The organism is Ruegeria sp. AO1 (assembly GCF_056535985.1).
In genome coordinates this window covers 3023187-3048378 of the sequence record NZ_JBQFJC010000001.1, presented here as the reverse complement: position 1 = coordinate 3048378, position 25192 = coordinate 3023187, and the positions used below count along the sequence as shown (strand labels likewise).

Here is a 25192-nt window from a genome sequence, read left to right as displayed (position 1 = left end):
AGACTACTGGATGAGTTTGCCTGAAACAATGAAGGCGATGGTGACCATGGGTCACGGCGGGTTGGAGCAGATGGTGCTGCATGAAAACTGGCCCCGCCCGGAGCCCGCTGCTGGTGAGGTGTTGATCAAGGTTGCCGCTTGCGGGCTGAACAACACTGATGTGAACACACGCTCGGGCTGGTACTCCAAGACCGTCACAGATGCGACCACGGGCGGTGCGTTTGAAGAGGTGGGCGAGGATGACCCGACCTGGGGCGGCGCGCCGATTACCTTTCCTCGCATTCAGGGTGCCGATATCTGCGGTGAAATCGTTGCCGTCGGTGCGGGTGTGGATGCTGCGCGGATTGGCCAAAGGGTGATCACCGATGGCTGGCTGCGCGATCCGGATGATCCCAGCAACATGGACAAAACGGGCTACTATGGGTCCGAACGGGATGGCGGTTTTGCTGAATACGCAACGACGCTGGCCGTCAACGCGGTACCGATCACATCGAACCTGTCGGATGCCGAACTGGCGACCTTCTCGTGTTCCTATTCCACCGCCGAGGGCATGTTGACCCGAGCAAATGTCACGGACAAGGACACGGTTCTGGTGCCGGGGGCCTCGGGTGGCGTTGGTGGCGCGCTTGTGCAACTGGCCAAGCGGCGTGGCGCGCGGGTGATCGCGTTGGCGTCCGAGGCGAAACACGCCGATGTTGCCGCTCTGGGTCCAGACATGATCCTGCCGCGCGCGCCAGAAAATCTGCGTGCAGCGCTGGGCGATGAGAAGATCACCGTGGTGGCCGACGTGGTCGGTGGTCCCTATTGGGCGAAGCTGATCGACATTCTGGAACGGGGCGGGCGTTATACCTGTTCAGGTGCCATCGCTGGCCCGATGGTCGAGTTTGACCTGCGCACGTTCTACCTACGCGATCTGACCTTCACAGGCTCAACTGTGATTGACCCACAGGTCATGCAGAACCTTGTGAAGTACATTGAAGCGGGTGAGATCAAACCGGCCTTGGCAGCCACCTATCCGCTTGAGGAGCTTCGGGACGCGCAAGCTGCGTTCATCGCCAAGCAACACACCGGCAATATCGTGGTGATCCCATGACCTTGGACGTTTTGCTGCAGGCCGCGTATTTGGTGCATCAAACGCACCCTGATTTGTCCGCCTTTGGCGCGTGGCCGTCTGACCTGTCGGCGGTAGAACTTGAGCCGAACCATATCCCTGCTGCGGATCAGGTGCGCGAGTTGACCCTCTCAGGAAGTGCTGTGACGCAGGCTTTGGTCGAGGCGATCAAGGCGACCGCGCATTTGGCCCAGTGGAAACACACCTACACGGTGGAGGAGGTCGGTGCCGAGTTCCTCAGCCGCTATGGCTACTACGAATTGTTCGGCCCGACCGGTCATTTTCATTCAACCCAGCTGCGAGGTTATGTCGGTTATTGGGGGCCGGGTCTTGCCTATGACTGGCACAGCCATCAGGCAGAGGAGCTTTACCTGACGCTGGCTGGGGGTGCTCTGTTCAAAGTCGATGGGGATGAGGCGTTTGTGGTCGAGGGTCAGACCCGCAGTCATGAAAGCTGGCAAAGCCACGCGATGACCACGACGGATCAGCCGATCCTGACCTTTGTGCTTTGGCGTGGCGAAGGGATGGGGGATTTGCCCAGAATGGACGCAGCATGAAGATCAACCGGATCCGCGTGTTTCAGACCGGGCTGCCCTATGTCGGTGGCGCCTATGTCTGGGGCGCGGGGAATGCCATCGAGACGGCCACCGCCTCGGTCGTAGTCATCGACACGGATGCAGACTTGCAGGGTTGTGGTGAGTTCACACCCTGCGGCGAGAACTACATGGTCGCGCATTCCGAAGGCGTTGTTGCGCTGTCTAGGCTGGTCGCGCCGCACTTGCTGGGGGAAGACCCCCGTCAGGTCGGCCGGATCGAGCAATTGATGGATCATCTGGTGCAGGGGCATGGCTACGCGAAGGCTCCGTTTGATGCGGCCTGCTGGGATATCTTGGGGCAGGCCTGTGATCAGCCAGTCTGGATGCTGCTGGGTGGAAAGCTGACCGATGGCGCACCCATGTACCGGGTCGCGCCGCAAAAAGCGGTAGATGAGACCGTGGCCGAGATGAATGCCTATCGCGATCAAGGCTACCGGCAATTTCAAGTTAAGGTCGGAGGAGATTGGGCCACCGATATTGACCGTATCCGCACCACGGTTCCTTTGCTTCAGCCGGGTGAAAAGGCGATGGCGGATGCCAATCAGGGCTGGCGGGTCGACAATGCGATCCGGGTGGCGAGGGCCACGCGAGATCTGGATTTCATCCTCGAACAGCCCTGCCGCACCTATGAAGAATGTCAGCAGGTTCGTCGTGTCGCCGAACAGCCGATGAAGCTGGACGAATGCGTGACGGGCATCCACATGGCGCAACGCATTGTCGCGGATCGTGGGGCCGAGATCTGTTGTCTGAAAATCTCGAACCTCGGTGGGCTCAGCAAGGCGCGACGTGTGCGGGACTATCTGGTGGAAAACCGCATCCCCGTGGTCAGCGAAGACACATGGGGCGGTGAGATCACAAGCGCGGTCGTGGCGCATTTTGCGGCATCGACTCCGCCCGAGTATCTTCAGAACACGACTGACCTGATGAACTACAACACCCGGTCGACCGGAATCGGCGGCCCGGTGTCTCGGAATGGCAAGCTCTATGCCTCGGATACGCCTGGGCTGGGGGTGACGCCGGATTTCGAAAGCCTCGGCGCGCCGGTAGAGGAGTTCCGCCTGTGAGAGACCAAGCCAAAGCAACCCAGATGATTGACGACGCGCGCGTACGGGTTACGCGGTTTGACTTTGCCCCGGGTGCCGAAACCGGCTGGCACCGCCACGCGATGGACTATGTGATCACCGCCGTCACCGATTGCCACATGCGTTTGGAATTGCCTGATGGAACGGTCAATGAGGTGACAGTGCCTGCCGGAACATCCTACCGCCGGGACCAAGGGGTCGAGCACAATGTGATCAATGCAGGGGACCACTCCATGTCCTTTGTCGAAGTGGAACTGAAATGAAGATCACTCGACTAACGGTTTTTCAGGTCGATCTGCCGCTGGAGCATCCATACTGGCTGTCCGGTGGGCGGCTGAAGTTCGAAAACCTCGACGCAACGATTGTGAAGGTTGAAACGGATGCGGGTCTGACGGGATGGGGTGAAGGCACGCCCTGGGGCCACACCTATGTGCCGGCACATGGGCCGGGTATCCGGGCCGGGATCGAAACCATGGCTCCGTTCATTCTGGGTCTTGATCCCCGCAAGCTGCTGGAGGTCGAACGCGCGATGGACCTTGCTCTGCCCGGTCACCTCTATGCCAAAAGCCCGATTGATATGGCGTGTTGGGATATCGCCGGGCAGGCGGCGGGCTTGCCCATCGCCGATCTGATGGGCGGAGGTTCCCGCACGCCGCGCCCGATTGCCTCGTCTGTCGGGGCAAAGACCGTTGAGGAAACCCGCGAAGTCATCGAACGCTATCGTAGCCGGGGTTACATCGCTCATTCGGTCAAGATCGGCGGCGATGTGGAGAGAGACATCGCCCGCGTTCGGGATGTGGAAAGCCTCCGCCGACCGGGTGAAATTGTCCTCTATGACGTCAATCGAGGTTGGACCCGGCAACAGGCCCTGAGGGTGATGAGCGCCTGTGAAAACCTGAATGTGATGTTTGAGCAGCCGGGCGAGACGCTGGATGACATCGCAGCGATTTCGGCGAAACATGCGTCAACCGTCTCGGTGGACGAGTCTCTTGTCACCTTGCAGGATGCCGCCCGGATTGCGCGGGATGGATTGGCCGAGATATTCGGGATCAAGCTGAACCGGGTCGGTGGGCTGACCAAGGCCGCGCGGATGCGGGACATCGCGCTAGCCCATGGGATCGACATGTTCGTCATGGCGACCGGAGGGTCCGTGCTGGCAGATACCGAGGCGCTGCATCTGGCCGCCACCATCCCCGATGACAATTGCCACGCCGTCTGGGCCTGTCAGGACATGATCACCGTCGACATCGCAGGCGGGCGCGGCCCGCGCAACGTGGACGGCCATCTGCATCTGCCCGACACGCCCGGCCTTGGTGTGCATCCCGACGAAGACGCTCTGGGCGTCCCGGCGGCCGTTTACAGACTCTGATTTTCTTGACGATGGAGATCGCGTGATATGCTCAAGATCAACTCTCAATCCGAATGGATCGACCGCGCCAAGGCAGCTCTGCCTGCGGGTGGCTTCGGCAATTTCGACCCCGGCATCATGATCTCACGCGGCGAAGGCAGCCGCGTCTGGGATGAGGATGGCAACGAATACATCGACTACCTGATCGGCTCCGGCCCGATGCTTTTGGGTCATGGCCACCCCGAAGTGCTTGAGGCCGTTCTGGAACAACTGCCCAAGGGCATGACCTTTTTTGCAAATAACAGCAAAGGTGTCGAACTAGCCGAGGCGATCATTGACGCCGTGCCCTGCTGTGAACAGGTGCGCTTTGTCGCTTCGGGCGGCGAGGCTGATATGTACGCGATTCGTCTGGCCCGCGCCTATACCGGGCGGGACAAGATCCTGAAATTCGAAGGCGGCTATCACGGCATGAGCGCCGAAGCGCAGATGAGTCTCGCCCCCAGCCGCGAGGTGAATTTCCCGCAAGCCGTGCCTGACAGTGCTGGTATTCCTTCAGGCGTCGCCGAACAGATGCTGATCGCGCCTTTCAATGACCTTGAGGCCGTCGAGACCCTACTGAACGAACATGACGATATCGCCGCGATCATGGCAGAGCCTTTGCAGCGCATCATCCCTCCGCTGCCAGGATTTCTCCAGGGCCTGCGCGAGCTGTGCGACAAATACAATGTGTTGCTGATCTTTGATGAGATCGTCACCGGGTTCCGTCTGGCCTATGGCGGGGCGCAGGAACGGTACGGTGTGACGCCCGATATCTGCACGCTGGGTAAAATCACCGGCGGCGGTTTTCCTCTGGCTGCGCTGGGCGCAAGCGCTGAGATCATGAAGCATTTCGATAAATCGCAGGTGGGTGAGGCCGGATGGCTGATGCAGCTGGGCACTCTGTCAGGTAACCCTGTGGCCTCGGTCGCCGGGTTGAAAACGATGGAGATTCTGCGGCGCGAGGGGACATATGAGCAGCTGCGCGCAACAGGCGCGGCCTTGCAGCAGATGCAGGTGGATGAGCTGACCCAAGCGGGTATTGCCCATCAGATCTGCGGTGATGAAACGCTGTTCGATATCTATTTCACCGAAACCCCCTGCCGCGACTACCGCAGCGCTAGACACGACGACCCCAAACGGAACGCGCTCTACAATGATGTTCTACGGGAGAACGGGATTTTCAAATCTCCGGGCAAACTCTACCCGTCTCTGGCGGTGACCGAGGCCGATCTGGAGCAAACGCGCGAAGCGGTGAAACAAGCGGTCGCGGCACTGGGCTGATCAAAAGAAAACGGGCCGCTGTCGAAATTGACAGCGACCCGTTCACCTATTGCAGTCTGGGCGTAGCCTCGCCCCCTCGAATACTTGTTAAAACACCAACAATCTGAAAACTTTCGATACTTTCGAGGCTATCCAGTCTTGCAACCGGTATGGCCTATTAATGCCTGTCTTTTCGGAATGCCACAGTGAACAAGTTCACTTTGGTTAAAATTATTTAGGATTTTTTCCAATCGAAGAAACCGGGGCCTGCCTGACGCAGCAGAGTGCCGGCCATTTCCAAGCCCATCTCGGTGGCGTCTTCAATTGCGCCCGTTGTGTTTTCCGCAATAGCCTCTGATCCGTCGGGGCGCAGAACCTCGCCCCGCAGCCGCATTTGACCGTTCTCGATTTCGCAAAGCCCGGCGATGGGGGTCTCGCAAGATCCGTCCAGCCCGGCCAGTAGCGCACGCTCCGCTGTCAGACGTTGACCGGTTTCAGCGTGATGAATCGCTTCAAGCAGTTCGGCGGCCCGGCTGTCTGTTTCGCGGCGTTCAATGCCGATCGCGCCTTGCGCGATGGCGGGCAGCATATCGTCCGTCGAAATCGCGGTGGCAGGGACGTCCTCCATCCCCAATCTACGGATTCCGGCCATGGCCAGAAAGGTGCAATCAGCCACGCCGTCCGCCAGTTTCTTTAGGCGGGTCTGCACGTTGCCACGAAATTCAACCACATTCAGGTCAGGGCGGCGGTTCAGCAATTGAGCCCTACGCCGCAGGGAAGAGGTGCCGACAACGGCGCCCTCGGGCAGGTCGTGGATCGAGGTGAATTGCGGGGAAATGAACGCATCGCGCACATCCTCTCGAGGCAAAAACGTATCCAACACCAGCCCAGCGGGCTGTTCGACGGGCATATCCTTGGTCGAATGAACGGCGATATCGATATCGCCGCGCAGCATCGCCTCTTCGATTTCCTTCGTGAAAAGGCCTTTGTTGCCGATCTCTTTCAACGGGCGATCTGCGTCGATCATGGCGCGGTTGTCGCCGGTGGTTTTGATCACCACGATCTCAAACGCCTCATCGCTCAACCCAAATGCATTGCGCAGCCTCTGGCGGGTCTCATAAGCTTGCGCCAATGCCAGCGGAGAGCCTCGGGTGCCAATTTTGAGCGGCGATGCGGGGGTGGGCAGAGTCAGTGTCATGGACACCAGCTTTAGTCGCGTCACATTGCCCTGACAATGGGGGCAGTGCTTGACAAATTGCCACTGAGCGCCGACCCGTGGACGAAACGCAAGATTGAGGGCGATGATGGCTGAGACGAAGAAATTGCTGCGGGCACTGGCCGGAGAGGTTCAGGAGATTCCGCCGATCTGGATGATGCGTCAGGCCGGGCGGTATCTGCCGGAATACCGCGCAACCCGCGCGCAGGCCGGGGATTTTCTGTCGCTGTGCTACAATCCCGAACTGGCGGCCGAGGTCACGCTGCAGCCCATTCGTCGCTATGGGTTTGACGCCGCGATCCTGTTTGCTGACATCCTTCTGGTTCCTCAAGCGCTGGGTGCGAACTTGTGGTTTGTGACAGGCGAAGGCCCGCGCCTTTCGACGATCACGCAGCAATCCGACTTTGACGTGTTGAAGCCGGTTGAGGACATTCATGAGACCCTGTCCCCGGTCTATGAAACTGTGCGTATTCTATCGAAGGAACTGCCGTCCGAGACGACGTTGATCGGATTTGCAGGCGCGCCGTGGACTGTCGCGACCTATATGATCGCAGGGCGCGGCACACCAGATCAGGGTCCCGCGCACGCGCTGCGCGAGGAGAATAACGCCCTGTTCGAGGCGCTGTTGGAGCGGATTACACTGGCGACGATCGAGTATCTGTCGGCTCAGATCGAGGCCGGGGCCGAGGTGGTCAAGATCTTTGACAGCTGGGCCGGGTCGCTGAAAGGCGAGGCTTTCCAGAAATACGCGGTTGAGCCGTGCCGCATGGTCACTCAGGCCATCAAGGCGCGCCATCCCGGTATTCCGGTCATTGGCTTCCCGCGCGAGGCGGGCGATGGCTATGTCGGGTTCGCCAAGGCAACTGGTGTGGATTGTGTGGCACTGGACAACTCGGTTGCGCCTGACTGGGCGGCGGCGCATGTGCAGGTGGACGGTTGTGTGCAGGGGAACTTGGCCTCGTCCCATATGGTGACGGGCGGTCAGGCGCTGGTGGATGAGACGCGGCGGATTGTTGAGGCGTTCTCCAAAGGACCGCATATCTTCAACCTCGGCCACGGGATTACGCCGGATGCGGATCCTGAGAACGTGCAGTTGATGATCGACACGGTGCGCGGGCGGTAGAGGGAAGGGGACCAGCCCCCTTCTTGGCCGTTGGCCAATTCATCGCCCGGGAAATTTTTAGCCAGATGAAGGGGCGGATTGGGTCTGGGCGGAGAGTTCGCTCAGAATGACTTGGTTGTGTTCGCCACGGGCCGGGCTGGGTTTGGCGCTCCAGTGCATGGTCGAGAAACGGGGCGCGGCGGCGGCTTGCATGGTGCCATCCACGGTTTGCCAAGTTTGGCGGGCGGTGTTCATGGGGTGGTTTTGTGCTTCGACCGGATCAAGGACCGGGGCGACGCAGGCATTGGTTTCGTGAAACAGCGCGGCCCAGTGGTCTCGGGGTTTGCTCAGGAACAGGTCTGTCAGTTTCTTCGTTTGGTCCGGCCAGAGTTTGGAGTTGAATTGCTCCTGCAAGTCGGGGTTTTGTGACAGGCCCAGAATGTTCAGGAATTCGGCATAGAATTTTGGCTCAAGGCACTGGACCGTCACAAAGCCATCATCGGCGCAGCGGTAGGTGCGGCTCCAATGTGGACCGTCAAGCAGGCTTTGGCCGCGCGTTTCTGACAGGTTGCCGGTTTGGCGCATGCTCATCAACAGGTTCATCATATGCGCCGAACCATCGTAGATAGCCGCATCGACGACGGTGCCCTGACCGGTGCGCTGGGCGTTGAGCAAACCGGCAAGGAGGCCTGTGACCAGATACATCGCCCCGCCGCCAATGTCGCCGACGAGGGTTGCAGGGGTTTGTGGGTGTGTTTCAGGTTGCGCCGCGTACCAGAGAGCGCCTGAAAGGGCGATGTAGTTCAGGTCATGACCGGCGGTTTTGGACAAAGGGCTGTCCTGTCCCCAGCCGGTCATGCGGCCGTAGACCAGTTTGGGGTTCAGCGCATGGCAGATGTCGGGACCCAGTCCCAGTTTCTCCATCACGCCGGGGCGGAAGCCTTCAATCAGTGCGTCGGCGGTGGTGATGAGTTCCTTGGCGGTGCTCAGGTCGGTTGCATCCTTGAGATCAAGCGCAATGGACCGTTTGCCCCGGTCAAGCACCGAGCGTTCCGGCATGCCGGGTGTCACGCCGCCGCCCTTGCGGTGGATGGTGATCACATCCGCGCCGAGATCAGCCAGCAACATGGCGGCGAAAGGGCCGGGGCCCAGGCCTTCGAGCTCGATAATGCGTATTCCGTTCAGCATGGATCTCTCCGGTATGTGCAGCGTTCCCCGGACCCTACAGCAATTCTGCGCAGAGCTCTGTGCGAAATTGGCCTGTTCCACCGGGAGGCGAAACGATAGGGTCTCTGCCAGAACGGGGAAACAGGCATGACCACCATTTTGTCGATTAAGGATTTGCGCAAATCCTATGCGGACGAGTTTGAGGCGCTGAAAGGCGTGTCGCTGGACATTGAGGAAGGTGAAATCCTTGCTCTGCTCGGGCCGAACGGGGCGGGGAAGACGACGCTGATCTCGACCATTTGCGGGATTACCACGCCGACCTCGGGCAGTGTCTCGGTCGGTGGGCACGATATCCAGGCCGAGTTTCGCGCCGCCCGCAAAATGATCGGGCTGGTGCCGCAAGAGATTGCGCTGGAGCCGTTCGAGAAGGTCTATAACACAGTCCGTTTTTCCCGCGGATTGTTTGGCTATGGCAATGACAGCGCGCGGATCGAAGAGATCCTGCGCAAACTGTCGCTTTGGGACAAACGCAAGAACGCGATCAAGGAACTTTCCGGGGGCATGAAGCGCCGGGTTCTGATCGCCAAGGCCTTAGCCCATGAACCGCGCATTCTGTTTCTGGATGAGCCAACCGCCGGTGTCGATGTCGAGCTGCGCAAGGACATGTGGGAGATTGTCGCCGAGCTGAAGCAGGCGGGCGTCACCATCATTTTGACAACGCATTACATCGAAGAAGCCGAAGCCATCGCTGACCGTGTGGGTGTCATCGACAAAGGTGAGCTGCTGCTGGTGCAGGACAAGAAAACCTTGATGGCGCAGATGGGTAAGAAACAGATTGAGGTCATGCTGACCGAGCCCATCTCGACAATCCCGGACGGTTTGGCCGCGCATAATCTGGTTTTGAACGGAAATGGCGATGCGCTGATCTATACCTATGACACCAATGCGGATCGGACCGGGATCACAACGCTGCTGAATGACGTGGCCCAATCGGGGCTAGTCCTGCGGGATGTGCAGACCCGACAATCCAGTCTGGAAGAGATCTTCGTGAATCTGGTATCGGGAGAGGCCGCATGAACTGGACCGCCATTGCCGCCATCTACCGGTTTGAGATGGCCCGCTTTTTCCGCACTCTGGCTCAGAGCTTTCTGTCGCCGGTCTTGTCGACCTCGCTGTATTTCGTGGTCTTTGGCACGGCCATCGGCAGCCGGATTCAAGAGGTTGAGGGCGTCTCATATGGGGCATTCATCGTGCCCGGGCTGATCATGTTGTCGGTGGTCATGCTGGCGATCTCGAACGCGTCGTTCGGGATCTATTTTCCAAAGTTTCTGGGCACGATCTATGAGTTACTCTCAGCCCCGGTCAATTTCATCGAGATTGTCATAGGTTATGTAGGCGCGGCCGCCACCAAGGCGCTGTTCGTGGGTCTGGTGATCCTTACGACCGCGACATTCTTCGTCGACATCCGGATCGAGCATCCGCTGGCGATGGCCGCGTTTCTGGTGCTGTCCTGCCTCAGCTTTTCGCTTTTGGGGTTCATAATCGGGATATGGGCCAGCAATTTTGAGCAGATGTCGCTGGTGCCGCAGCTTGTTGTCACGCCGCTGATCTTTCTGGGGGGCACGTTCTATTCGATCTCGATGCTGCCACCGCTGTGGCAGACGATCACTTTGTTCAACCCTGTGGTCTATCTGATTTCAGGCTTCCGCTGGTCGTTTTATGGGCTTGCAGATGTACCGATCGTGTTCAGCCTGTTGGCCATTGTGGCCTTCACCGGACTGTGCCTTGCGATCATCTGGTGGATCTTCAGAACCGGCTGGCGCATCCGCAGCTAGTGCGTTGCATTTTTGCCCATCGGTGTGAGGAAATTGTCTAACGCCGCGTTTTGCGTTCCGCGAGTCCCTTGTTTAGCCGATGGGGGCACTCTACATCGGCACCCATGAAACTCAGCCTGCCTTTTGTCAAAAAACCGCCCGTTGTGGCCATCGTTCGCCTGTCCGGTGCCATCGGTATGGCCGGGCGCGGTGCGTTGAATGATACCTCGCTGGCACCTGTACTGGAAAAGGCCTTTCGAAAAGGCAAGCCTGCGGCCGTCGCGCTCGAGGTCAACTCGCCCGGCGGGTCGCCTGTGCAAAGCTCTCTGATCGGCGCGCGTATCCGGCGGCTGTCGGACGAGCTTGAGATACCGGTCGTGGCCTTTGTCGAAGACGTTGCGGCCTCGGGCGGGTATTGGCTGGCGGCGGCAGCGGATGAGATCTGGGCCGATGACAGCTCGGTCCTTGGGTCGATCGGTGTGATCTCGGCCGGGTTCGGCGCACATGAGTTTCTGGTGAAACAAGGTTTTGAGCGGCGCGTTCACACGGCCGGAAAATCGAAATCCATGCTCGACCCGTTCCGCCCGGAAAAGGAAGAGGATGTCGCGCGGCTTGAACGCCTGCTGGAAGACATCCACGAGAATTTCATCACCCATGTCAAAACCCGTCGGGGCGACAAGCTGGACGCAGATGCTGATCTGTTCACAGGCGAAATCTGGCTGGCGCGACGCGCGCAGGAACTGGGCCTGATCGAAGGCATCGCCCATCTGAAACCCAAGATGCAGGAGCGTTTCGGCGACAAGGTGAAGTTCCGCCGTTACGGCGTGCGCAAACCAATATGGTCACGTTTCGGGGCCGCGCTGGCGCAGGACGCCGTGGCGGGGCTAGAGGAGCGGGCGGCCTTCGCGCGTTTCGGTCTGTAACGTGATCATCAAGATCGTCACTCTGTTTCTGGTCGCCATGGGTGTTTTGGCGATGTTCGGCAAGCTGCGCTTTCCGGGGCAAAATCGGTTGAGTTCTGCCAAATGTCCGCGTTGCGGGCGGTTCAGGATCGGCAAAGGCCCCTGCGCCTGTGAAAAAGGAGGCCGGACATGACGGCATGGCTGCTCTCCGGCCTCGGATTGGTGATCCTGTTGCTGGCAGGTGATGCGCTGGTACGCGGTGCGGTGAACCTAAGCCTGCGGCTGGGTGTCCCCGCCTTGATCGTCAGCCTGACGATCGTTGCCTTTGGCACGTCGGCACCTGAGTTGCTGATTGCGATCAGCGCGGTGAAGGAGAACGCGCCGGGTATCGCTTTGGGCAACGTCGTTGGCTCCAATACGGCGAATATCCTTCTGGTTCTGGGTCTGCCTGCCTTGTTGGCAACGCTGCACACCAGCGAATGCGATAGCCGCAAGAACTACGTCTTCATGCTGTTGGCGAGCGTTCTTTTCATCGGCCTGGCCTTCTGCGGCGTGTTCAATCTGATCAGCGGTGCCATTCTGCTGGCCGCCCTTGGGCTGGTGTTGTGGAACGCGTTTCGCGAAGCCAAGGCGCATCGCAAAGCCTGCGCTGATGCAGCCGGGGCATGCGCCGACGACGAAGAACTGGACGGTCTGGAAGAGGCCGATCCGAACATGCCTTATTGGAAGATCTCAATCTACGTGGTCCTTGGCCTGATCGGTCTACCTATGGGCGCGCATCTGTTGGTCGAAAATGCCACCGAAATCGCGCTGATGTACGGGATCACCGAAACGGTGATCGGTTTGACGCTTGTGGCGGTCGGAACCTCGCTGCCCGAATTGGCAACGACCGTTATGGCGGCGCTTCGGCGTCAGGCGGATGTGGCGCTGGGCAACGTGATCGGCTCGAACATGTTCAACCTGCTGGCCATCGTTGGTATTGCCACGTGGTTCGGCAACATCCCGGTTGATCCGGAATTCCTTGAATTCGACCTGTGGGTCATGCTGGGCGCCTCGCTGCTGCTGATCCCGTTTGTGTTCTTCAAACAGGATATTTCGCGGATCTGGGGTCTGGTGTTGACTTTCCTTTATGCGCTTTATGTCACCACATTGCTGATGTGATCTGACGGAAAGAGGTATCCATGTCCCGAGCGCTAGTAACCGGAGCCGGCATCCGCTTGGGCCGAGCCATGGCACTTTATCTGGCAGGGCGCGGGTATGATGTAGCCGTACATTATGCGACCTCGGAACAGCCCGCGGCTGAGACGGTTGCAGACGTCCAGGCGCTGGGCCGCAAAGCTGTGGCGTTGCAGGCCGACCTGCTGGATGAGGAACAGGTGACCGCCCTGCTGCCTCGCGCGGCTGAGGCTCTGGGTGGTCCGATCACTTGTCTGGTCAACAACGCGTCGGTTTTTGAGTATGACAATATCCATACGGCCACGCGCAAAAGTTGGGACCGGCATCTCGACAGTAACCTGCGCGCGCCCTTCGTTCTGACTCAGGCCATGGCCGAACAGGGCTTGCAACCTGAGACGGATGCGCAGGGAGAGCCGCAGGCCTCCGGCTTGATCGTCAACATGGTCGATATGCGGGTGCGGAAGCTGACCCCCGAATTCATGAGCTACACCATCGCCAAGATGGGCCTATGGGCGCTGACGCGCACGGCTGCCCAAGCGCTGACACCCGCAATCCGCGTCAACGCCATCGGTCCCGGACCGACCATGCAGGGACATCGTCAGAGCGAACAGCACTTCAAAACCCAGCGCGCCAACACAGTGCTGGAGCGGGGCTCGAACCCGTCAGATATCACCGCAGCACTGGGCTATTTTCTGGACGCGCATGCTGTCACTGGGCAGCTTTTGTGCGTGGATGGTGGGCAGCATTTGGGATGGCAAACGCCGGATGTGCTGGGCGTAGAATAAGTAAATCCGCTGCAAGTTTTGCACCGCTCTCTTTTGCGTTACTTAGCCGTTACAAAAACGTCTTATTTTTCATACACTTGCTAAGCGTGTAAAAAAATATCAATAAAAAACAATCACTTAAGTATATGCCTGTTTTTTGTGCAAATTGACGAACAAGCAAGGAAACAAGGAAGATTCTACGCTCACGGAAACTTATCTTCATACTTATCCACAGAAACCGTGGATTTGTTTTCTCTTGAACTGAAGCGCCCAAGATTGCAGCCATAGACAGAGAATCATATCTCAGGCCCATGACAACCCAGGACGAATCGACACCCGAGCTTCAGCCCACCGGCTATGCCTGCATCCAGCGCTATGTGAAAACGCTGGACAGCTCGCCCGGTGTGTACCGGATGTTGGATGCGGACAGTCGGGTTTTGTATGTGGGTAAGGCGCGGAACCTTAAGGCGCGGGTGTCGAACTACACGCGCCCGGGGCATTCGGGACGGATCGAGAAGATGATCGCCTCAACCGCCTCCATGATGTTTCTGACCACAAGGACCGAGACCGAGGCGCTGCTGCTAGAGCAGAACCTGATCAAGCAGCTTAAGCCCAAGTACAACGTGCTGCTGCGGGATGATAAGAGTTTCCCGAACATTCTGGTCGCCAAGGATCATGCTTATCCGCAGATCAAAAAGCACCGTGGCGCCAAGAAAGAGAAGGGCGCGTATTTCGGCCCATTTGCCAGCGCAGGTGCAGTGAACCGGACGCTAAACCAGCTGCAAAAAGCGTTCCTTCTGCGCAATTGCTCGGATTCCATGTTCGACAGTCGCACGCGCCCTTGTCTTCTGTATCAAATCAAGCGGTGTTCGGGGCCATGCGTCGGGCTGATTTCGGAAACCGACTACCGCGAAAGTGTCAAGGATGCCGAACGCTTCCTTTCGGGTCGGTCCACCAAGGTGCAGGAGGAGTTGGCCGAACAGATGATGGCCGCCTCCGAGGCGATGGAGTTCGAACGCGCCGCCGGTCTGCGGGATCGTATCCGGGCGTTGACGCAGGTGCAGACCAGCCAAGGCATTAACCCGCGCGGCGTGACCGAGGCGGATGTGATTGGCCTCTATATGGATAGCGTGCAGGCCTGCGTGCAGGTGTTCTTCATCCGCGCGAACCAGAACTGGGGGAACAAGGATTTCTACCCTCGTGTCGGTGCGGACGTGTCACCGGCTGAGGTGATGGAGGCGTTCCTCGGCCAGTTCTACGACAACAAGGAACCACCGCGTCAGCTGATCCTGTCGGACGGGATCGAAAACGCTGACCTGATGGAGCAAGCGCTGACTGAGAAAGCCGGGCGCAAGGTTGAAATCCTCGTGCCCCAGCGCGGTGAGAAACAGGAACTGGTCGCCGGGGCCCTGCGCAACGCGCGTGAATCTCTAGCCCGCCGCATGTCGGAAAGTGCCACACAGGCCAAGCTGCTGCGCGGTGTGGCTGAGGCGTTTGATCTGGACAACCCGCCGGGTCGGATCGAGGTCTACGACAACTCTCACATTCAGGGCACCAATGCGGTCGGCGGCATGATCGTCGCTGGCCCCGAGGGCTTCATGAAAAACGCCTATCGCAAGTTCAACATTCGCGGTGACGATCTGACGCCCGGTGATGACTTCGGCATGATGAAAGAAGTGCTGACTCGCCGCTTCACCCGCCTGCAAAAGGATGACCCGGATCGTGAAAAGGGCATGTGGCCCGATCTCCTGCTGATCGACGGCGGTGCCGGACAGGTGAGTGCCGTGCATGAGATTATGGTCGAACATGGCGTTGAAGACATCCCGATGGTCGGCGTCGCCAAGGGCGTTGATCGGGATCACGGCAAAGAGGAATTCCACCGCATCGGTCAGCGCGCTTTTGCCCTGAAACGCAACGACCCCGTGCTGTATTTCATCCAGCGTCTGCGAGATGAGGCGCACCGTTTCGCCATCGGTACCCATCGTGCGAAACGGGCAAAGGCCGTGGGCGCGACGCCACTGGACGAAATCCCCGGTGTAGGGGCGGCGCGCAAACGTGCGCTGCTCACTCATTTCGGCAGTGCCAAGGCGGTCAGCCGGGCCAATCTGGCGGACCTGAAAGCGGTCGAGGGGATCTCGGCCGGGTTGGCGCAGAAGGTCTATGATTTCTTCCACGACAAGGGCTAGGCCTTCCGGCCACGCCATAGGATATACAGTCCCGAGGCCACAATCAGCGCGCTGCCGATCCACATGGTCTGATCCAGTGTCTCGCCAAACATCACCACGCCCAGCCCGACGCCAAACAGCAGGCGGGAATAGCGGAAGGGCGTAACGGCCGAGACCTCACCCGTTCGCATGGCCTTCATGAGCGCGGCATAGGCGGCCGTGCCCATCAGGATCGCTCCGCCCACGTGCAGGCCAGTGTTCAAGTCCAGCGGAGCCATCGGCACCCCTTCCCAGAACTGATAGGCCAGACCAGCCACGATGATGCAGAGGAAGCCGTAGAAGCCCAGAACCTCGGTCCCCAGTGTCGCTGGCGCGGCGCGGCTGGCCAGATCGCGCCCGGCGAAGCCCAGCATGCCCAGAACAGCTAGGATCGACAGGGCCGAGAAGCTGTCTCCGGTCGGTTGAATGATGACCACGACGCCGATCAGGCCGACCAGAATGGCGCTCCACCGTCGCCAACCGACGGTTTCTCCGAAGAACAGCGCTGCTCCTGCCACTACGACCAGAGGGGTCGCCTGCAGGATCACAGTCGCCGCTGACAGAGGTGTCAGCGTGATTGCCAGCACGTAGAACATCCGTCCTAGGATTTCGAACAGAACGCGCACTTTCATGGGCCGTGACAGCACATCCCGATGCAACAAGCTGGCGCCACGCAGCAGGGCGACGGCGGCAAAGATGATCGCGCCACCGGCACCAAACAGGATCAGGATCTGCCAGATCGGCAAATGTGCCGAGGCCCCTTTCAAAAGCGCATCCTCGAGCGCGAACAGTGCCATGCCCGCGATCATCCACGCGCTTCCGATCAGGTTTGATCGGGGGTCGGTTCGAATATGTGCGGTCATGGTCTTCCGTCGCTGCTGGGCCGTGCGCCAATCTGACCGCAAAGCCGTCCTGGGCCAAGCTGTATCTGCCCGAGCGTTCCTGGTTGCGACCCTTTGACTTTTTACCCCACAACCCTCTGTGAACGGGTTGGTTTTTCATTTGTCTGTCTTTTCTGTCCTCCGGTGGCGATGTAGGGTCGGTTCATGAAGTGGAACTTGCCCAATATTTTGACCCTGCTCCGCCTGCTGGCAGCGCCCGGTCTGGCTGTGATGTTTTTGTATTTCACCCGTCCTTATGCCGATTGGTTCGCCCTGATCCTGTTCATGTCGGCCGCGATCACCGACTGGTTTGATGGTTATCTGGCGCGAGCCTGGAAACAGGAAACCAAGATGGGCGCGATGCTCGATCCGATTGCCGACAAAGCCATGGTCGTGATCGCGCTGATGATCCTCGTGGGCTATTCGACCGAGCATTGGACCCCATGGCTGGTGCTGCCCGCCACCGTTATCCTGTTTCGCGAAGTGTTCGTCTCGGGCCTGCGTGAATATCTGGGTGATGTTGCCGGAACGCTCAAAGTGACCAAACTGGCCAAGTGGAAGACCACGGCCCAGATGTTTGCCATCGCCATCCTGTTCTCGCAGGGGATTTTTGAGCACAACTTCGTCATGGCCACCTTCGGCATGGACCCTACGATCATAGATCAGGTCCTGACCGGAGAGGCTGAGGACATCAACAACATCCGCTGGCACCTTGAAGGGATGTTCTGGTCAGGGCGCATTGGTTTGTGGCTGCTTTGGATTGCCGCCACGCTGACATTGATCAGCGGCTATGACTACCTACGTAAAGCCATGCCGCATCTGAAGGAGAGCTAACCGATGGACGTGCTGTATTTCGCCTGGGTCCGCGAACGCATCGGCCTGCCGAAAGAAAAGGTCGAAACACAAGCTGCGACCGTGTCTGATCTGGTGGCCGAACTCAGCGCGCGCGAGGATCGCTATGCCGCGGCCTTTGCTGATCTGTCTGCGCTTCGAGTGGCCTTGGATCAGGAGTTGTCGGACTTTGATGCCCCCTTGGCCGGTGTGCGTGAGGTTGCGTTCTTCCCGCCGATGACGGGCGGCTGAGATGCGGATCGCGGTTCAGGAAGAGGCGTTTGATCTGGGGGCCGAGGCCAATGCCTTTGCAGCTGGTGATGACGCCAACGGGGCGATCGTGACCTTTACGGGTGTCGTGCGCGATCTGGCCTCGGGCGATCTGGATGTGATGGAGATCGAACATTACCCCGGCATGACCGAACGCGCGCTGACCAAGATCGCGCAGGAGGCCAAGGAACGTTGGTCGTTGGGCGATGTTCTGGTGATCCACCGCCACGGCAGGCTGGCCCCGGGCGATCGGATCATGATGGTCGCGACAGCTGCACCGCATCGCAAGGATGCGTTTGAGGCGGCAGAATATCTGATGGACTACCTGAAATCCCGCGCACCGTTCTGGAAAAAAGAGATCACCAATTCCGGTGCCGAATGGGTGGCCGCAAAGGACGAAGACGAAGACGCCCTGACGCGGTGGTAGCGGTCGGCGCCGGCACCTGTTTCCAAGTGCCGGGCCAAATGGAATAGCTTAGCTATTCTGCTCCGTATTGCAGGTCCGCGCCGCCTCGATCGCTTTCAAGGTGCCATCAAGACTTACGGTAAATCCGCTCTCTTTTTCCGGGAAGACTGTCATATCGTACTTTTTCATGACGTCCTCAACGAATTGCGGGTTGTTGGCCAGAATGTAGCCTCCTGTATACCCTTCCGCGAGATGCTTGGTCTTCTTGTAGGCTTTGGCTTCGTAGACATTACCGTCCAGCGACAGGATGATGTCTTCCTTTTTGCCTTTCAGGCCAATGTCATTCTGAGTGAAGACACCAAGGTATCCCATTTCCTGATCCTTGGTCAGGCCCATTTGTACGACGTTGTTATTTTCGTCGACACGCTCAATGAGGCATGAGCCGCGGGTATCATCGACATAGATGGTCCAGCCGGATTCCTCGCCCCATTTTGAAAACGTGTCGTTCTCGGACGGGATCACATCGCTTGAGGCGAAGGCGGCAGTTGCGCCAAATGCGGCAAGGGTAGCGGCGGTTTTCAAAGTAACTTGGAAATTCATGATAGACTCCAGTTTTACAGAAAAAGGACAATTCTGTGTGCAGGCAAAACACACTCATTCATTATGTTGAATTTGTTGAAAAACTAAAGAAACCGGAGTCGGATCGGCTAAAACCCGCCGACCCAAGCCGCGCAGGCGCTTTGGGTTTAGCCCGTGATGCGAAGACTCTGCCGCGCTTTCAGAAGTCTTGGGACGTTCGTGTTGCCGGATGACTCAGGAAAAATCCGAAACGCCATCACTAACTCCCACGGCGGCGAATGCTCCCGTTTGGTCGTCTGAACGGAGCGCGAGAAAAAGACTCAGGGGGTCGTATTAGTCCGCGTTGTTGATGCGTCCGCGCATTTCTTCGGCCTCTTGCCGGGCGGCGCGGAGGCCGTCCATGGCAGCGGCCAGTTCTGCCTCGGTCTGGGTCAGCTGGTTGGTCAGCTCGGCCTCGCGCTGCTGCAGATAGGTGATGGCCTGATCGCGGGTTTCCTCGGCCTCGTGCAGTTCCTGGCTCATACGGTCCAGATCGGCGACGTCACTTTGGCGCACACGGGACAGGCGATGGGCCAGCCAGTTTGCAAACCATCCCATGCAGAAAGCCGCGAACAGGATGACGGCGGTGGCGATGATGAATTCTACTCTGTTCAACTTACTGGTCCTCTGCTTCCGCATCCGGCGCGGTCGTCTCGGTCTGGTCTTCTGATGCGGACGTCTCGGTCTCGTCTTCCGCCCCGGTCTCAAGCGCCTCGAGGCCGGTTTCCGAGGCCTCGGTGGGTTCCGGCCGGATTAGTCGGAACTCGATCCGGCGGTTTTCTTCACGGCCCTCTTCGGTGTCATTGTCGGCGATTGGCTGTGTTTCGCCATAGCCGACGGCTGTATAGCTTGAAGTCGGAATGCGCCGTCCGCGCAGCTCGTTCAGGATTGACTGCGCCCGCGCCTGGCTGAGCTGCTGGTTCATCTCTTCGCGGCCCTGACTGTCGGTATGGCCCTGAATCTCCATGCGGATCGGTCCGCAATCACGTAAGATATCGGCGATCTGATTGACCGTATCGCGCGACTCCGCAGCAATCGTGGCCGAGCCCGGCTCGAACGCGATTTTGCTGGTGGCCTGAATTTCTGCGATACCTTCTTCACAAAGTTCAGGATCGGGCAGGGCGTCTTCGGGTTCGGGCGGGGCGACATAGGTGATCGACAGGGTGAAGTTCTGCGCATCGCCCAGCTTGTCCGAAAGCAGACCGGCGATCCGGGCCTTGGCTTCTTCATCATGGCTGATGCCGTTCAGGTCGACCAACTCGGGCGTTACAGTCAATGCACCGTTATGCAGTTGGGACAGGGCCTCAAGCCCGGCCAGAACACGTACGGGCCAGTCCATCGGCAAATCCGAGGTGATACGGGTCGCGGTATAGACATTGTCGGACCCAAACGCCGCGCGGGCATAGCTGTCGACCATGTCGCGCAGAACGTCATCACCGACGCGGCCGCGCAATTGGATCAGGCCCTCAGGGCTGCGGGTGGCAGAGAACTCGACGGGCCCGGTCTCATCCGCGACCTCGGGTTCAGGCAGCACGGCATGCAGGGCGAACACCTCGGGCAATGCGTTTTCCAGCTCACCCACGACGCGGTCGAACAGCGCCGGGTTCGTGCCTTGAGCTGCGACCAGAGTGATATCCGCATCCGACATCGTCACCGATCCTTGCCCGATTTCAGCAAGCGCGTTGATGCTCTGTTCTGCGGCTTCTGCCCAGCGGGGGGAGGGTACACCCAGACCAATGGTACAGAACGATGGTCCGGCAAGACCGGCTTCCTCTGCCGCTGCGATGATCTGATTGCGGGCGTCTTCATCCTGGGCGGAGCAGGCGTCGAACTGCCCTCCGGCCTCGTCAATCAGGTAGCGCAGAGTGAAGGGCGTGATCACCGGGCGCGGGGCTGATATGGACAGACCGATCCGGACACTTGGCGGCGCGGCGCGGGTCAGGTCCTGCTCCAACCGCTCTTTTTCCTGCTGGCTGTTGGCAATCGCAGTGATCCGGACAAGGCCAGGGCTGGCCGAAATCTTGGCGCGGGCCAGATCGGACAGGGCCAGCACGGCATAGGCGAGCGCATCGTCCCAGCCATCGGGTTTCGGATAGTCGGCGGTCTCAACCAGGTCCGAGACGGAATGGTCGCTGTCCAGCGCCTGTAACCCGTCAATAAGGGACTCGCGATCCTCGCTGGCAGGGATCAGGCCGATCACCGAGACACCGCTGTCATTACGCAGGATTTCTACTGAAAACCTGGGGGCGGCCAGCGCCGAGGTGGCGGCCACATCCATCTCATCAATAACCCTGGAGGTATCGACTTCGGTTCCGGCAGCGGTCAGGGCATTGAAGCGGATCGCCTCATCCGGGGCGGTGCCCGTGAGTATGACGCGCAGGCCGTCGGATTCGACCTCGGCCCAGTTGTGACCTTTCAGGTCGAGCGCACGTCGGACAGCGAATTCCGAGGCGTCTTCGACCTTTGTCACGGCAAAGCCCGCAGCCAAAAGGGACAGTCCGGCAGAGACGAGAAAGATCAGGCAAACAGCTACAAAATAGGGCAGACGCATATGCGGGCTTCAGACTCCTCGGGCGTTTGGGCGGGGTTGTACAGGCCCCGGCGCGCAGGTGCAATCAGAGCAGCAGCGCGACGCAGAGGAAGATCAGCGGAATTAGGCCGGTATCCCGGTTCGACCGGAATAGCATCAGCAATTTGGCATTGTCCTCGATGTTCAGATTGCGCAGCTGCCATAGCATATGCCAGCCCATGGCCCATGGCCCGCCCAATGCTATCGTGACAATCCAGAACGGCGAATCCGGCACGCCTGCGTCGATGATCGCCAGTCCCATCAGCGAGATTGTGGCGATCAGAAAATACTTCAGCCATCTGGCCGTATCCGCCCCGAACAACCGCGCGGTGGATTTGACACCGATCAGCGCGTCGTCCTCGGTATCCTGATGCGCATAGATCGTGTCGTAGAACAGCGTCCACGCGATACCCGCCAGATACAGCATCACCGCAGGCCAGCCCAGCGATCCGGTGTGAGCAACCCAGGCCAGCAGCGCCCCCCAGTTGAAGGCCAGCCCCAGAAACACCTGCGGCCACCACGTGAAACGTTTCGCAAAGGGATAGAGAGCAACTGGCACCAGCGACAGAACGCCCATGAGGATAGCGCCAGTATTGAAGCTGAGCAGAATGCCCAGCGATATAAGCGCCTGCAGACCCATCCAGATCACGGCTTGCCGCACGCTGACCTGACCCGAGGGGAGCGGACGGGATTTTGTGCGTTCGACTTGCGCGTCGAAATGACGGTCGGTGATGTCATTCCACGTGCATCCCGCGCCGCGCATCAAAAATGCTCCAATAGCACAGCCGACCGCAATCCATGCATCCTCCAGCCGTGGCGTGCCATCGCTGAGGATCGCCAGCGCCAGCCCCCACCAGCAGGGGATGAGCAATAGCCACGTTCCAATGGGCCGGTCCGCCCTGCTCAACCGCAGGTAGGGGCGGGTGAAGGCGGGCGCGCGGGTGTCCACCCAATTGCCGGTGACAGCATCAGCGACCTGACCGTCTGGTGTTGGAGCATTGCCTTGCATATGTAGGGTCTCATGAGTGCGAAGATCAGACTGTATGTAGAGCAGCCCTTGGGTCAGGGGCAATCGGTTCCTTTGACGCGTGAGCAGGCGCTTTACCTGTTTGGCGTGATGCGGCTATCCGTCGGCGCGCAGATTGCGCTGTTCAATGGCCGGGATGGCGAATGGCTGGCCGAAGTCTCTGAGGCGGGCAAGCGCGGCGGCGTTCTGTCCTGCCTGCAGCAGACCAAGCCTTTGCAACTGCCACCGGATTTGTGGTTCCTGTTTGCACCGATCAAGAAGGCGCGCACGGATTTCATTGTCGAGAAGGCTGCAGAAATGGGGGCCGCACGCATCCTGCCTGTGCAGACGGAGTACACAAACTCCGAGCGTATCCGGCAGGACCGGCTTCAGGCGCATGCGGTCGAGGCCGCCGAGCAATGTGGCGGAACTTTTGTGCCCGAGGTCGCGGATCTGCAAAAACTGGACCGCGTGCTGGATACTTGGCCTCAGGATCGGCAATTGATGTTCTGCAATGAGGCCGAGGTCGGTTCAGCCCTACGGCTGGCCGCGCAGGAAAAAGGTCAACCCTGGGCCATTCTGATTGGCCCCGAAGGCGGGTTTTCGGACCAAGAGCGCGCCCGTTTGACCGCACTGCCCTTTTCGCACGTGGTTAGCCTCGGCCCGCGCATTCTGCGTGCTGATACAGCGGCGGTAGCCGCACTGACCATGTGGCAGCAGGCCTTGGGGGATTGGTTCTGAAGCGCTCCTGCAAGGAGTGACAAATTTCTGTCTTAGCTACACCACTCAAAAATAGGTTCTTTCCATACGAAAGGTTCGAATGCTTTCAACCAAGCCGCAGTCTTTCGCTTAGGACAGCGTTTGTTCGCGCTGGTGGCGTCTTTTCGACAATGGCTTTGCGGACTATGTGCCCTTGGGTCAATTAGATAGTTTTGGCCGCCGAAGAGACACTGGATTATCGCAGTCTTGTTTTGCTGCAGGGCGACGTAGCAGTCCTAAGCCTCTGTCAGTTTCTGCTGAGGTTTTCCGTTTTCAGTTCGTCGTATCGTGAATTGTCACATCTTTCGCAACTGGAAGGACCCAGCTTGTGTTGGCGAGATAGGTGAACCGGTCAGCCGGGACACTGAGCTGTTCCAACAGTTCTTAAGAATCCTTTAACCGATTTTTTGCTATTCAAAGTTGAATTGAAACCAGGAGCATTGGCACCATGAAAACTTGGTTGTCGGTTGTGATGACCTTAGTCGTTTTGGCGGGGTGCAGTAAGGATTTGCAGGGCACGCAGTCGTTTGACCCTGCGGCCGAACCCGCCGCGCAGCCTGTGGCGGCGCGAAGCAACCTGAATAGTAGTGTCGCGCGCACGGAATTTGCCGAGCTGGTGCGCAGATCCGTTGCCACCTCTCCGACGACTGCAGCGGGAACCGCCAATGTTCTGGCCTCGCAATCCCGGATCGAGGCTGAAAGGGGCGCGTTCCGGCCCCAGCTGAACGCCGAAACCTCTCTGACGTCCGACGGGGGTACGGTTCCGATCTTACGCCTAAGCCAGATCATCTATGACGGCGGCAAGGTCTCGAGCCGTGTCGGGCTTCGCCAGATCGAGGCGCGCCAGACCTGGTTGAGCGAACTGTCCGAGCTAAGCGCCCAAAGCTTTGAGGCGATCGAGGCCATCATTGACCTTGACCGCAACCGTCGTCTTGAAGTTCAGGCTCGGCAGAACCTGGAACGCACAGAGGCACTGGTCAGCGATCTGCAATCCCGGTTCGATGCCGGTGCCGGATCGGTGGCAGATTTGCTGGCGGGTCAAGGCCGCCAATCCAATGCCGAGACGGAGCTGGCTCAGGCCGAAACGAATGTCGAACTGGCAACCGCCACTTGGATCGAAGTGTTCGGCAGCCGCCCTAGCGCCATTCCAACCATCCCTCCGGCCCCGGTTCTGGCGGGTACGACCTCGCAGGCCATGGTCGAACGCAGCCCACGTCTGCGCACACAGGTTGCCGTCAGTGAGGTGCGCCAGCAAGAGGTTGTCGTGGCCGAGCGCGCGACGCGCCCAACCTTGTCCGCGATCCTAGAGACCGACTTTAACGAAGGCAGTATCGACAATGGGGCGCAGGCCCGTCTGGGCGTGAATGTCCCGATCTATCAGGGTGGCTCGGCCCGCGCCAATGTGGAAACGGCAAGGGCCAACCTCCAGCAAAGTGAGGCCGATGCGGAAGAGCTGCGCCGCGAATTGCAGCGCAATCTGTCTCAGGCTCTGGAAGAGACGAACTCGATCCAGCGGCGTCTTGCGACGGCCCGCCGAGCGGTTGAGATCAACGAACAGGCACTTGATGCGGCGCGGGGGCAGTTCAACATCGGGCGTTCGACCATCGTGCAGATTCTGGATGCTCTGCGCGAGCTGAACCTGGCTCAGGTCCGGGTGATCCAGCTTGAGGCACAGGCGCGTCGGGCTGAATATGCGGTGCTTGCGGTGACAGGTGATATTCTGGATGCGCTGGGCGTTGCACAACCAACTGACCCAACCTTGTGATATCCCCATGACACTAACCGCCACAGACCCTCTGATCACACATCTTCAGCTTTTTGAAAGAGCGGTTGGGCCACGGGCTGGGCGAAAGCCGGACGTGATCCCGGGCATGGTCGCGCAGGTCGATATGCTGTCTGAGCCGAAGACAGTGCTGGAGTATCTGACCAAACCGCTGATCCGCGTCAAAGACCGCGCTTTCCGTGATTAGGTCGGGAAACGAAGCACCCCCTTGAACTATGCGCCGCTCGGCCCGATTTTGAGAGGGGCTGGGGATTGCCCAACACGTCCAAGCGCCGAAACAGGAACACC

26 protein-coding genes are annotated in these 25192 nt (G+C 59.3%); 19 read left to right on the top strand and 7 right to left on the bottom strand.

What is annotated here, in order from left to right; all coding sequences use genetic code 11:
- Positions 1-10: 10 nt before the first annotated feature.
- From ACR3FB_RS15175 to ACR3FB_RS15150, 6 genes are read left to right on the top strand one after another with little or no spacing between them, the layout of a single operon-like run.
- The gene (locus ACR3FB_RS15175; RefSeq protein WP_480566083.1) at positions 11-1093 is read left to right on the top strand and encodes an alcohol dehydrogenase family protein; all 1083 of its coding nucleotides are present in this window, start codon (positions 11-13) and stop codon (positions 1091-1093) included.
- Entirely contained in the window at positions 1090-1668 is a 579-nt protein-coding gene (locus ACR3FB_RS15170; protein WP_480566081.1) for a dimethylsulfonioproprionate lyase family protein, read from the top strand. The genes ACR3FB_RS15175 and ACR3FB_RS15170 overlap by 4 nt, the downstream gene beginning before the upstream one ends.
- On the top strand, positions 1665-2771 hold the full coding sequence (locus ACR3FB_RS15165; protein ID WP_170642319.1) for an enolase C-terminal domain-like protein: 1107 nt from the start codon (positions 1665-1667) through the stop codon (positions 2769-2771). Before ACR3FB_RS15170 ends, ACR3FB_RS15165 begins: the two co-directional genes overlap by 4 nt.
- Positions 2772-2794: 23 nt before the next feature.
- Positions 2795-3052 carry a cupin domain-containing protein gene (locus ACR3FB_RS15160; protein ID WP_170469585.1) on the top strand — a complete coding sequence of 86 codons (258 nt, stop codon included), beginning with the start codon at positions 2795-2797 and terminating at the stop codon, positions 3050-3052.
- Complete coding sequence (locus ACR3FB_RS15155) at positions 3049-4158, top strand: mandelate racemase/muconate lactonizing enzyme family protein (protein ID WP_480566079.1); 1110 nt, start codon at positions 3049-3051, stop codon at positions 4156-4158. Before ACR3FB_RS15160 ends, ACR3FB_RS15155 begins: the two co-directional genes overlap by 4 nt.
- A gap of 27 nt (positions 4159-4185) precedes the next feature.
- Complete coding sequence (locus ACR3FB_RS15150) at positions 4186-5457, top strand: aspartate aminotransferase family protein (RefSeq protein WP_480566077.1); 1272 nt, start codon at positions 4186-4188, stop codon at positions 5455-5457.
- Between the two features lie 214 nt (positions 5458-5671).
- Here the strand turns inward: ACR3FB_RS15150 and hemC are convergent, their stop codons facing one another.
- A complete protein-coding gene (gene hemC / locus ACR3FB_RS15145) occupies positions 5672-6634 on the bottom strand; it encodes a hydroxymethylbilane synthase (RefSeq protein WP_480566075.1) in 963 nt (320 codons plus the stop codon).
- Positions 6635-6740: 106 nt separating this feature from the next.
- On the opposite strand from hemC, the gene hemE reads away from it, so the two are divergent.
- Positions 6741-7775: a uroporphyrinogen decarboxylase gene (gene hemE, locus ACR3FB_RS15140; RefSeq protein ID WP_480566073.1), complete on the top strand. Its 1035-nt coding sequence runs from the start codon at positions 6741-6743 to the stop codon at positions 7773-7775.
- 57 nt (positions 7776-7832) lie between these two features.
- Here hemE and ACR3FB_RS15135 read toward each other — a convergent pair whose 3' ends face one another.
- Positions 7833-8942 (bottom strand): CaiB/BaiF CoA transferase family protein, encoded by a 1110-nt coding sequence (locus ACR3FB_RS15135; RefSeq protein ID WP_480566071.1) that lies wholly within the window; start codon positions 8940-8942, stop codon positions 7833-7835.
- Positions 8943-9068: 126 nt separating this feature from the next.
- Here ACR3FB_RS15135 and ACR3FB_RS15130 point away from each other — a divergent pair, with 126 nt between their 5' ends.
- From ACR3FB_RS15130 to uvrC, 6 genes are all read left to right on the top strand, one after another.
- Entirely contained in the window at positions 9069-9998 is a 930-nt protein-coding gene (locus ACR3FB_RS15130) for an ABC transporter ATP-binding protein (RefSeq protein WP_425084382.1), read from the top strand.
- Entirely contained in the window at positions 9995-10756 is a 762-nt protein-coding gene (locus ACR3FB_RS15125; protein WP_480566069.1) for an ABC transporter permease, read from the top strand. Before ACR3FB_RS15130 ends, ACR3FB_RS15125 begins: the two co-directional genes overlap by 4 nt.
- A 104-nt stretch (positions 10757-10860) precedes the next feature.
- Positions 10861-11658: a S49 family peptidase gene (locus ACR3FB_RS15120; protein ID WP_480566067.1), complete on the top strand. Its 798-nt coding sequence runs from the start codon at positions 10861-10863 to the stop codon at positions 11656-11658.
- 168 nt (positions 11659-11826) lie between these two features.
- Positions 11827-12798 carry a calcium/sodium antiporter gene (locus ACR3FB_RS15115; protein WP_170462564.1) on the top strand — a complete coding sequence of 324 codons (972 nt, stop codon included), beginning with the start codon at positions 11827-11829 and terminating at the stop codon, positions 12796-12798.
- Between the two features lie 20 nt (positions 12799-12818).
- Entirely contained in the window at positions 12819-13598 is a 780-nt protein-coding gene (locus tag ACR3FB_RS15110; RefSeq protein WP_480566065.1) for an SDR family oxidoreductase, read from the top strand.
- Between the two features lie 290 nt (positions 13599-13888).
- Positions 13889-15763, top strand: coding sequence for an excinuclease ABC subunit UvrC (gene uvrC, locus ACR3FB_RS15105; RefSeq protein WP_480566063.1), 1875 nt, complete (start codon positions 13889-13891; stop codon positions 15761-15763).
- Here uvrC and ACR3FB_RS15100 read toward each other — a convergent pair.
- Positions 15760-16644, bottom strand: a complete 885-nt coding sequence (locus tag ACR3FB_RS15100; RefSeq protein WP_480566061.1) for a DMT family transporter — start codon at positions 16642-16644, stop codon at positions 15760-15762. The genes uvrC and ACR3FB_RS15100 overlap by 4 nt on opposite strands.
- Before the next feature lie 183 nt (positions 16645-16827).
- Between ACR3FB_RS15100 and pgsA the strand changes: the two genes are divergently transcribed.
- The 3 genes from pgsA to ACR3FB_RS15085 are packed head-to-tail and all read left to right on the top strand — an operon-like array spanning position 16828 to position 18190.
- Entirely contained in the window at positions 16828-17496 is a 669-nt protein-coding gene (pgsA, locus tag ACR3FB_RS15095; RefSeq protein WP_170379168.1) for a CDP-diacylglycerol--glycerol-3-phosphate 3-phosphatidyltransferase, read from the top strand.
- A gap of 3 nt (positions 17497-17499) precedes the next feature.
- Positions 17500-17745 carry a molybdopterin converting factor subunit 1 gene (gene moaD, locus ACR3FB_RS15090; protein ID WP_170379166.1) on the top strand — a complete coding sequence of 82 codons (246 nt, stop codon included), beginning with the start codon at positions 17500-17502 and terminating at the stop codon, positions 17743-17745.
- A gap of 1 nt (position 17746) precedes the next feature.
- Entirely contained in the window at positions 17747-18190 is a 444-nt protein-coding gene (locus ACR3FB_RS15085; protein ID WP_480566059.1) for a molybdenum cofactor biosynthesis protein MoaE, read from the top strand.
- A 48-nt stretch (positions 18191-18238) separates the two neighbouring features.
- Here ACR3FB_RS15085 and ACR3FB_RS15080 read toward each other — a convergent pair whose 3' ends face one another.
- The 4 genes from ACR3FB_RS15080 to ubiA all read right to left on the bottom strand — a co-directional run bounded on the left by ACR3FB_RS15080 (position 18239) and on the right by ubiA (position 22365).
- Positions 18239-18769 (bottom strand): hypothetical protein, encoded by a 531-nt coding sequence (locus ACR3FB_RS15080; RefSeq protein ID WP_170462571.1) that lies wholly within the window; start codon positions 18767-18769, stop codon positions 18239-18241.
- A 312-nt stretch (positions 18770-19081) separates the two neighbouring features.
- Entirely contained in the window at positions 19082-19402 is a 321-nt protein-coding gene (locus ACR3FB_RS15075) for a hypothetical protein (RefSeq protein ID WP_170379160.1), read from the bottom strand.
- A 1-nt stretch (position 19403) separates the two neighbouring features.
- Positions 19404-21338 (bottom strand): OmpA family protein, encoded by a 1935-nt coding sequence (locus ACR3FB_RS15070; RefSeq protein WP_480566057.1) that lies wholly within the window; start codon positions 21336-21338, stop codon positions 19404-19406.
- A 64-nt stretch (positions 21339-21402) separates the two neighbouring features.
- Positions 21403-22365, bottom strand: a complete 963-nt coding sequence (gene ubiA, locus ACR3FB_RS15065; protein ID WP_480566055.1) for a 4-hydroxybenzoate octaprenyltransferase — start codon at positions 22363-22365, stop codon at positions 21403-21405.
- A gap of 12 nt (positions 22366-22377) precedes the next feature.
- Between ubiA and ACR3FB_RS15060 the strand changes: the two genes are divergently transcribed.
- From ACR3FB_RS15060 to ACR3FB_RS15050, 3 genes are all read left to right on the top strand, one after another.
- Entirely contained in the window at positions 22378-23103 is a 726-nt protein-coding gene (locus ACR3FB_RS15060; RefSeq protein ID WP_480566053.1) for a 16S rRNA (uracil(1498)-N(3))-methyltransferase, read from the top strand.
- Positions 23104-23569: 466 nt separating this feature from the next.
- Complete coding sequence (locus ACR3FB_RS15055; RefSeq protein WP_480566051.1) at positions 23570-24886, top strand: TolC family protein; 1317 nt, start codon at positions 23570-23572, stop codon at positions 24884-24886.
- Between the two features lie 7 nt (positions 24887-24893).
- Complete coding sequence (locus ACR3FB_RS15050; protein WP_425084373.1) at positions 24894-25091, top strand: hypothetical protein; 198 nt, start codon at positions 24894-24896, stop codon at positions 25089-25091.
- Positions 25092-25192: the final 101 nt, after the last annotated feature.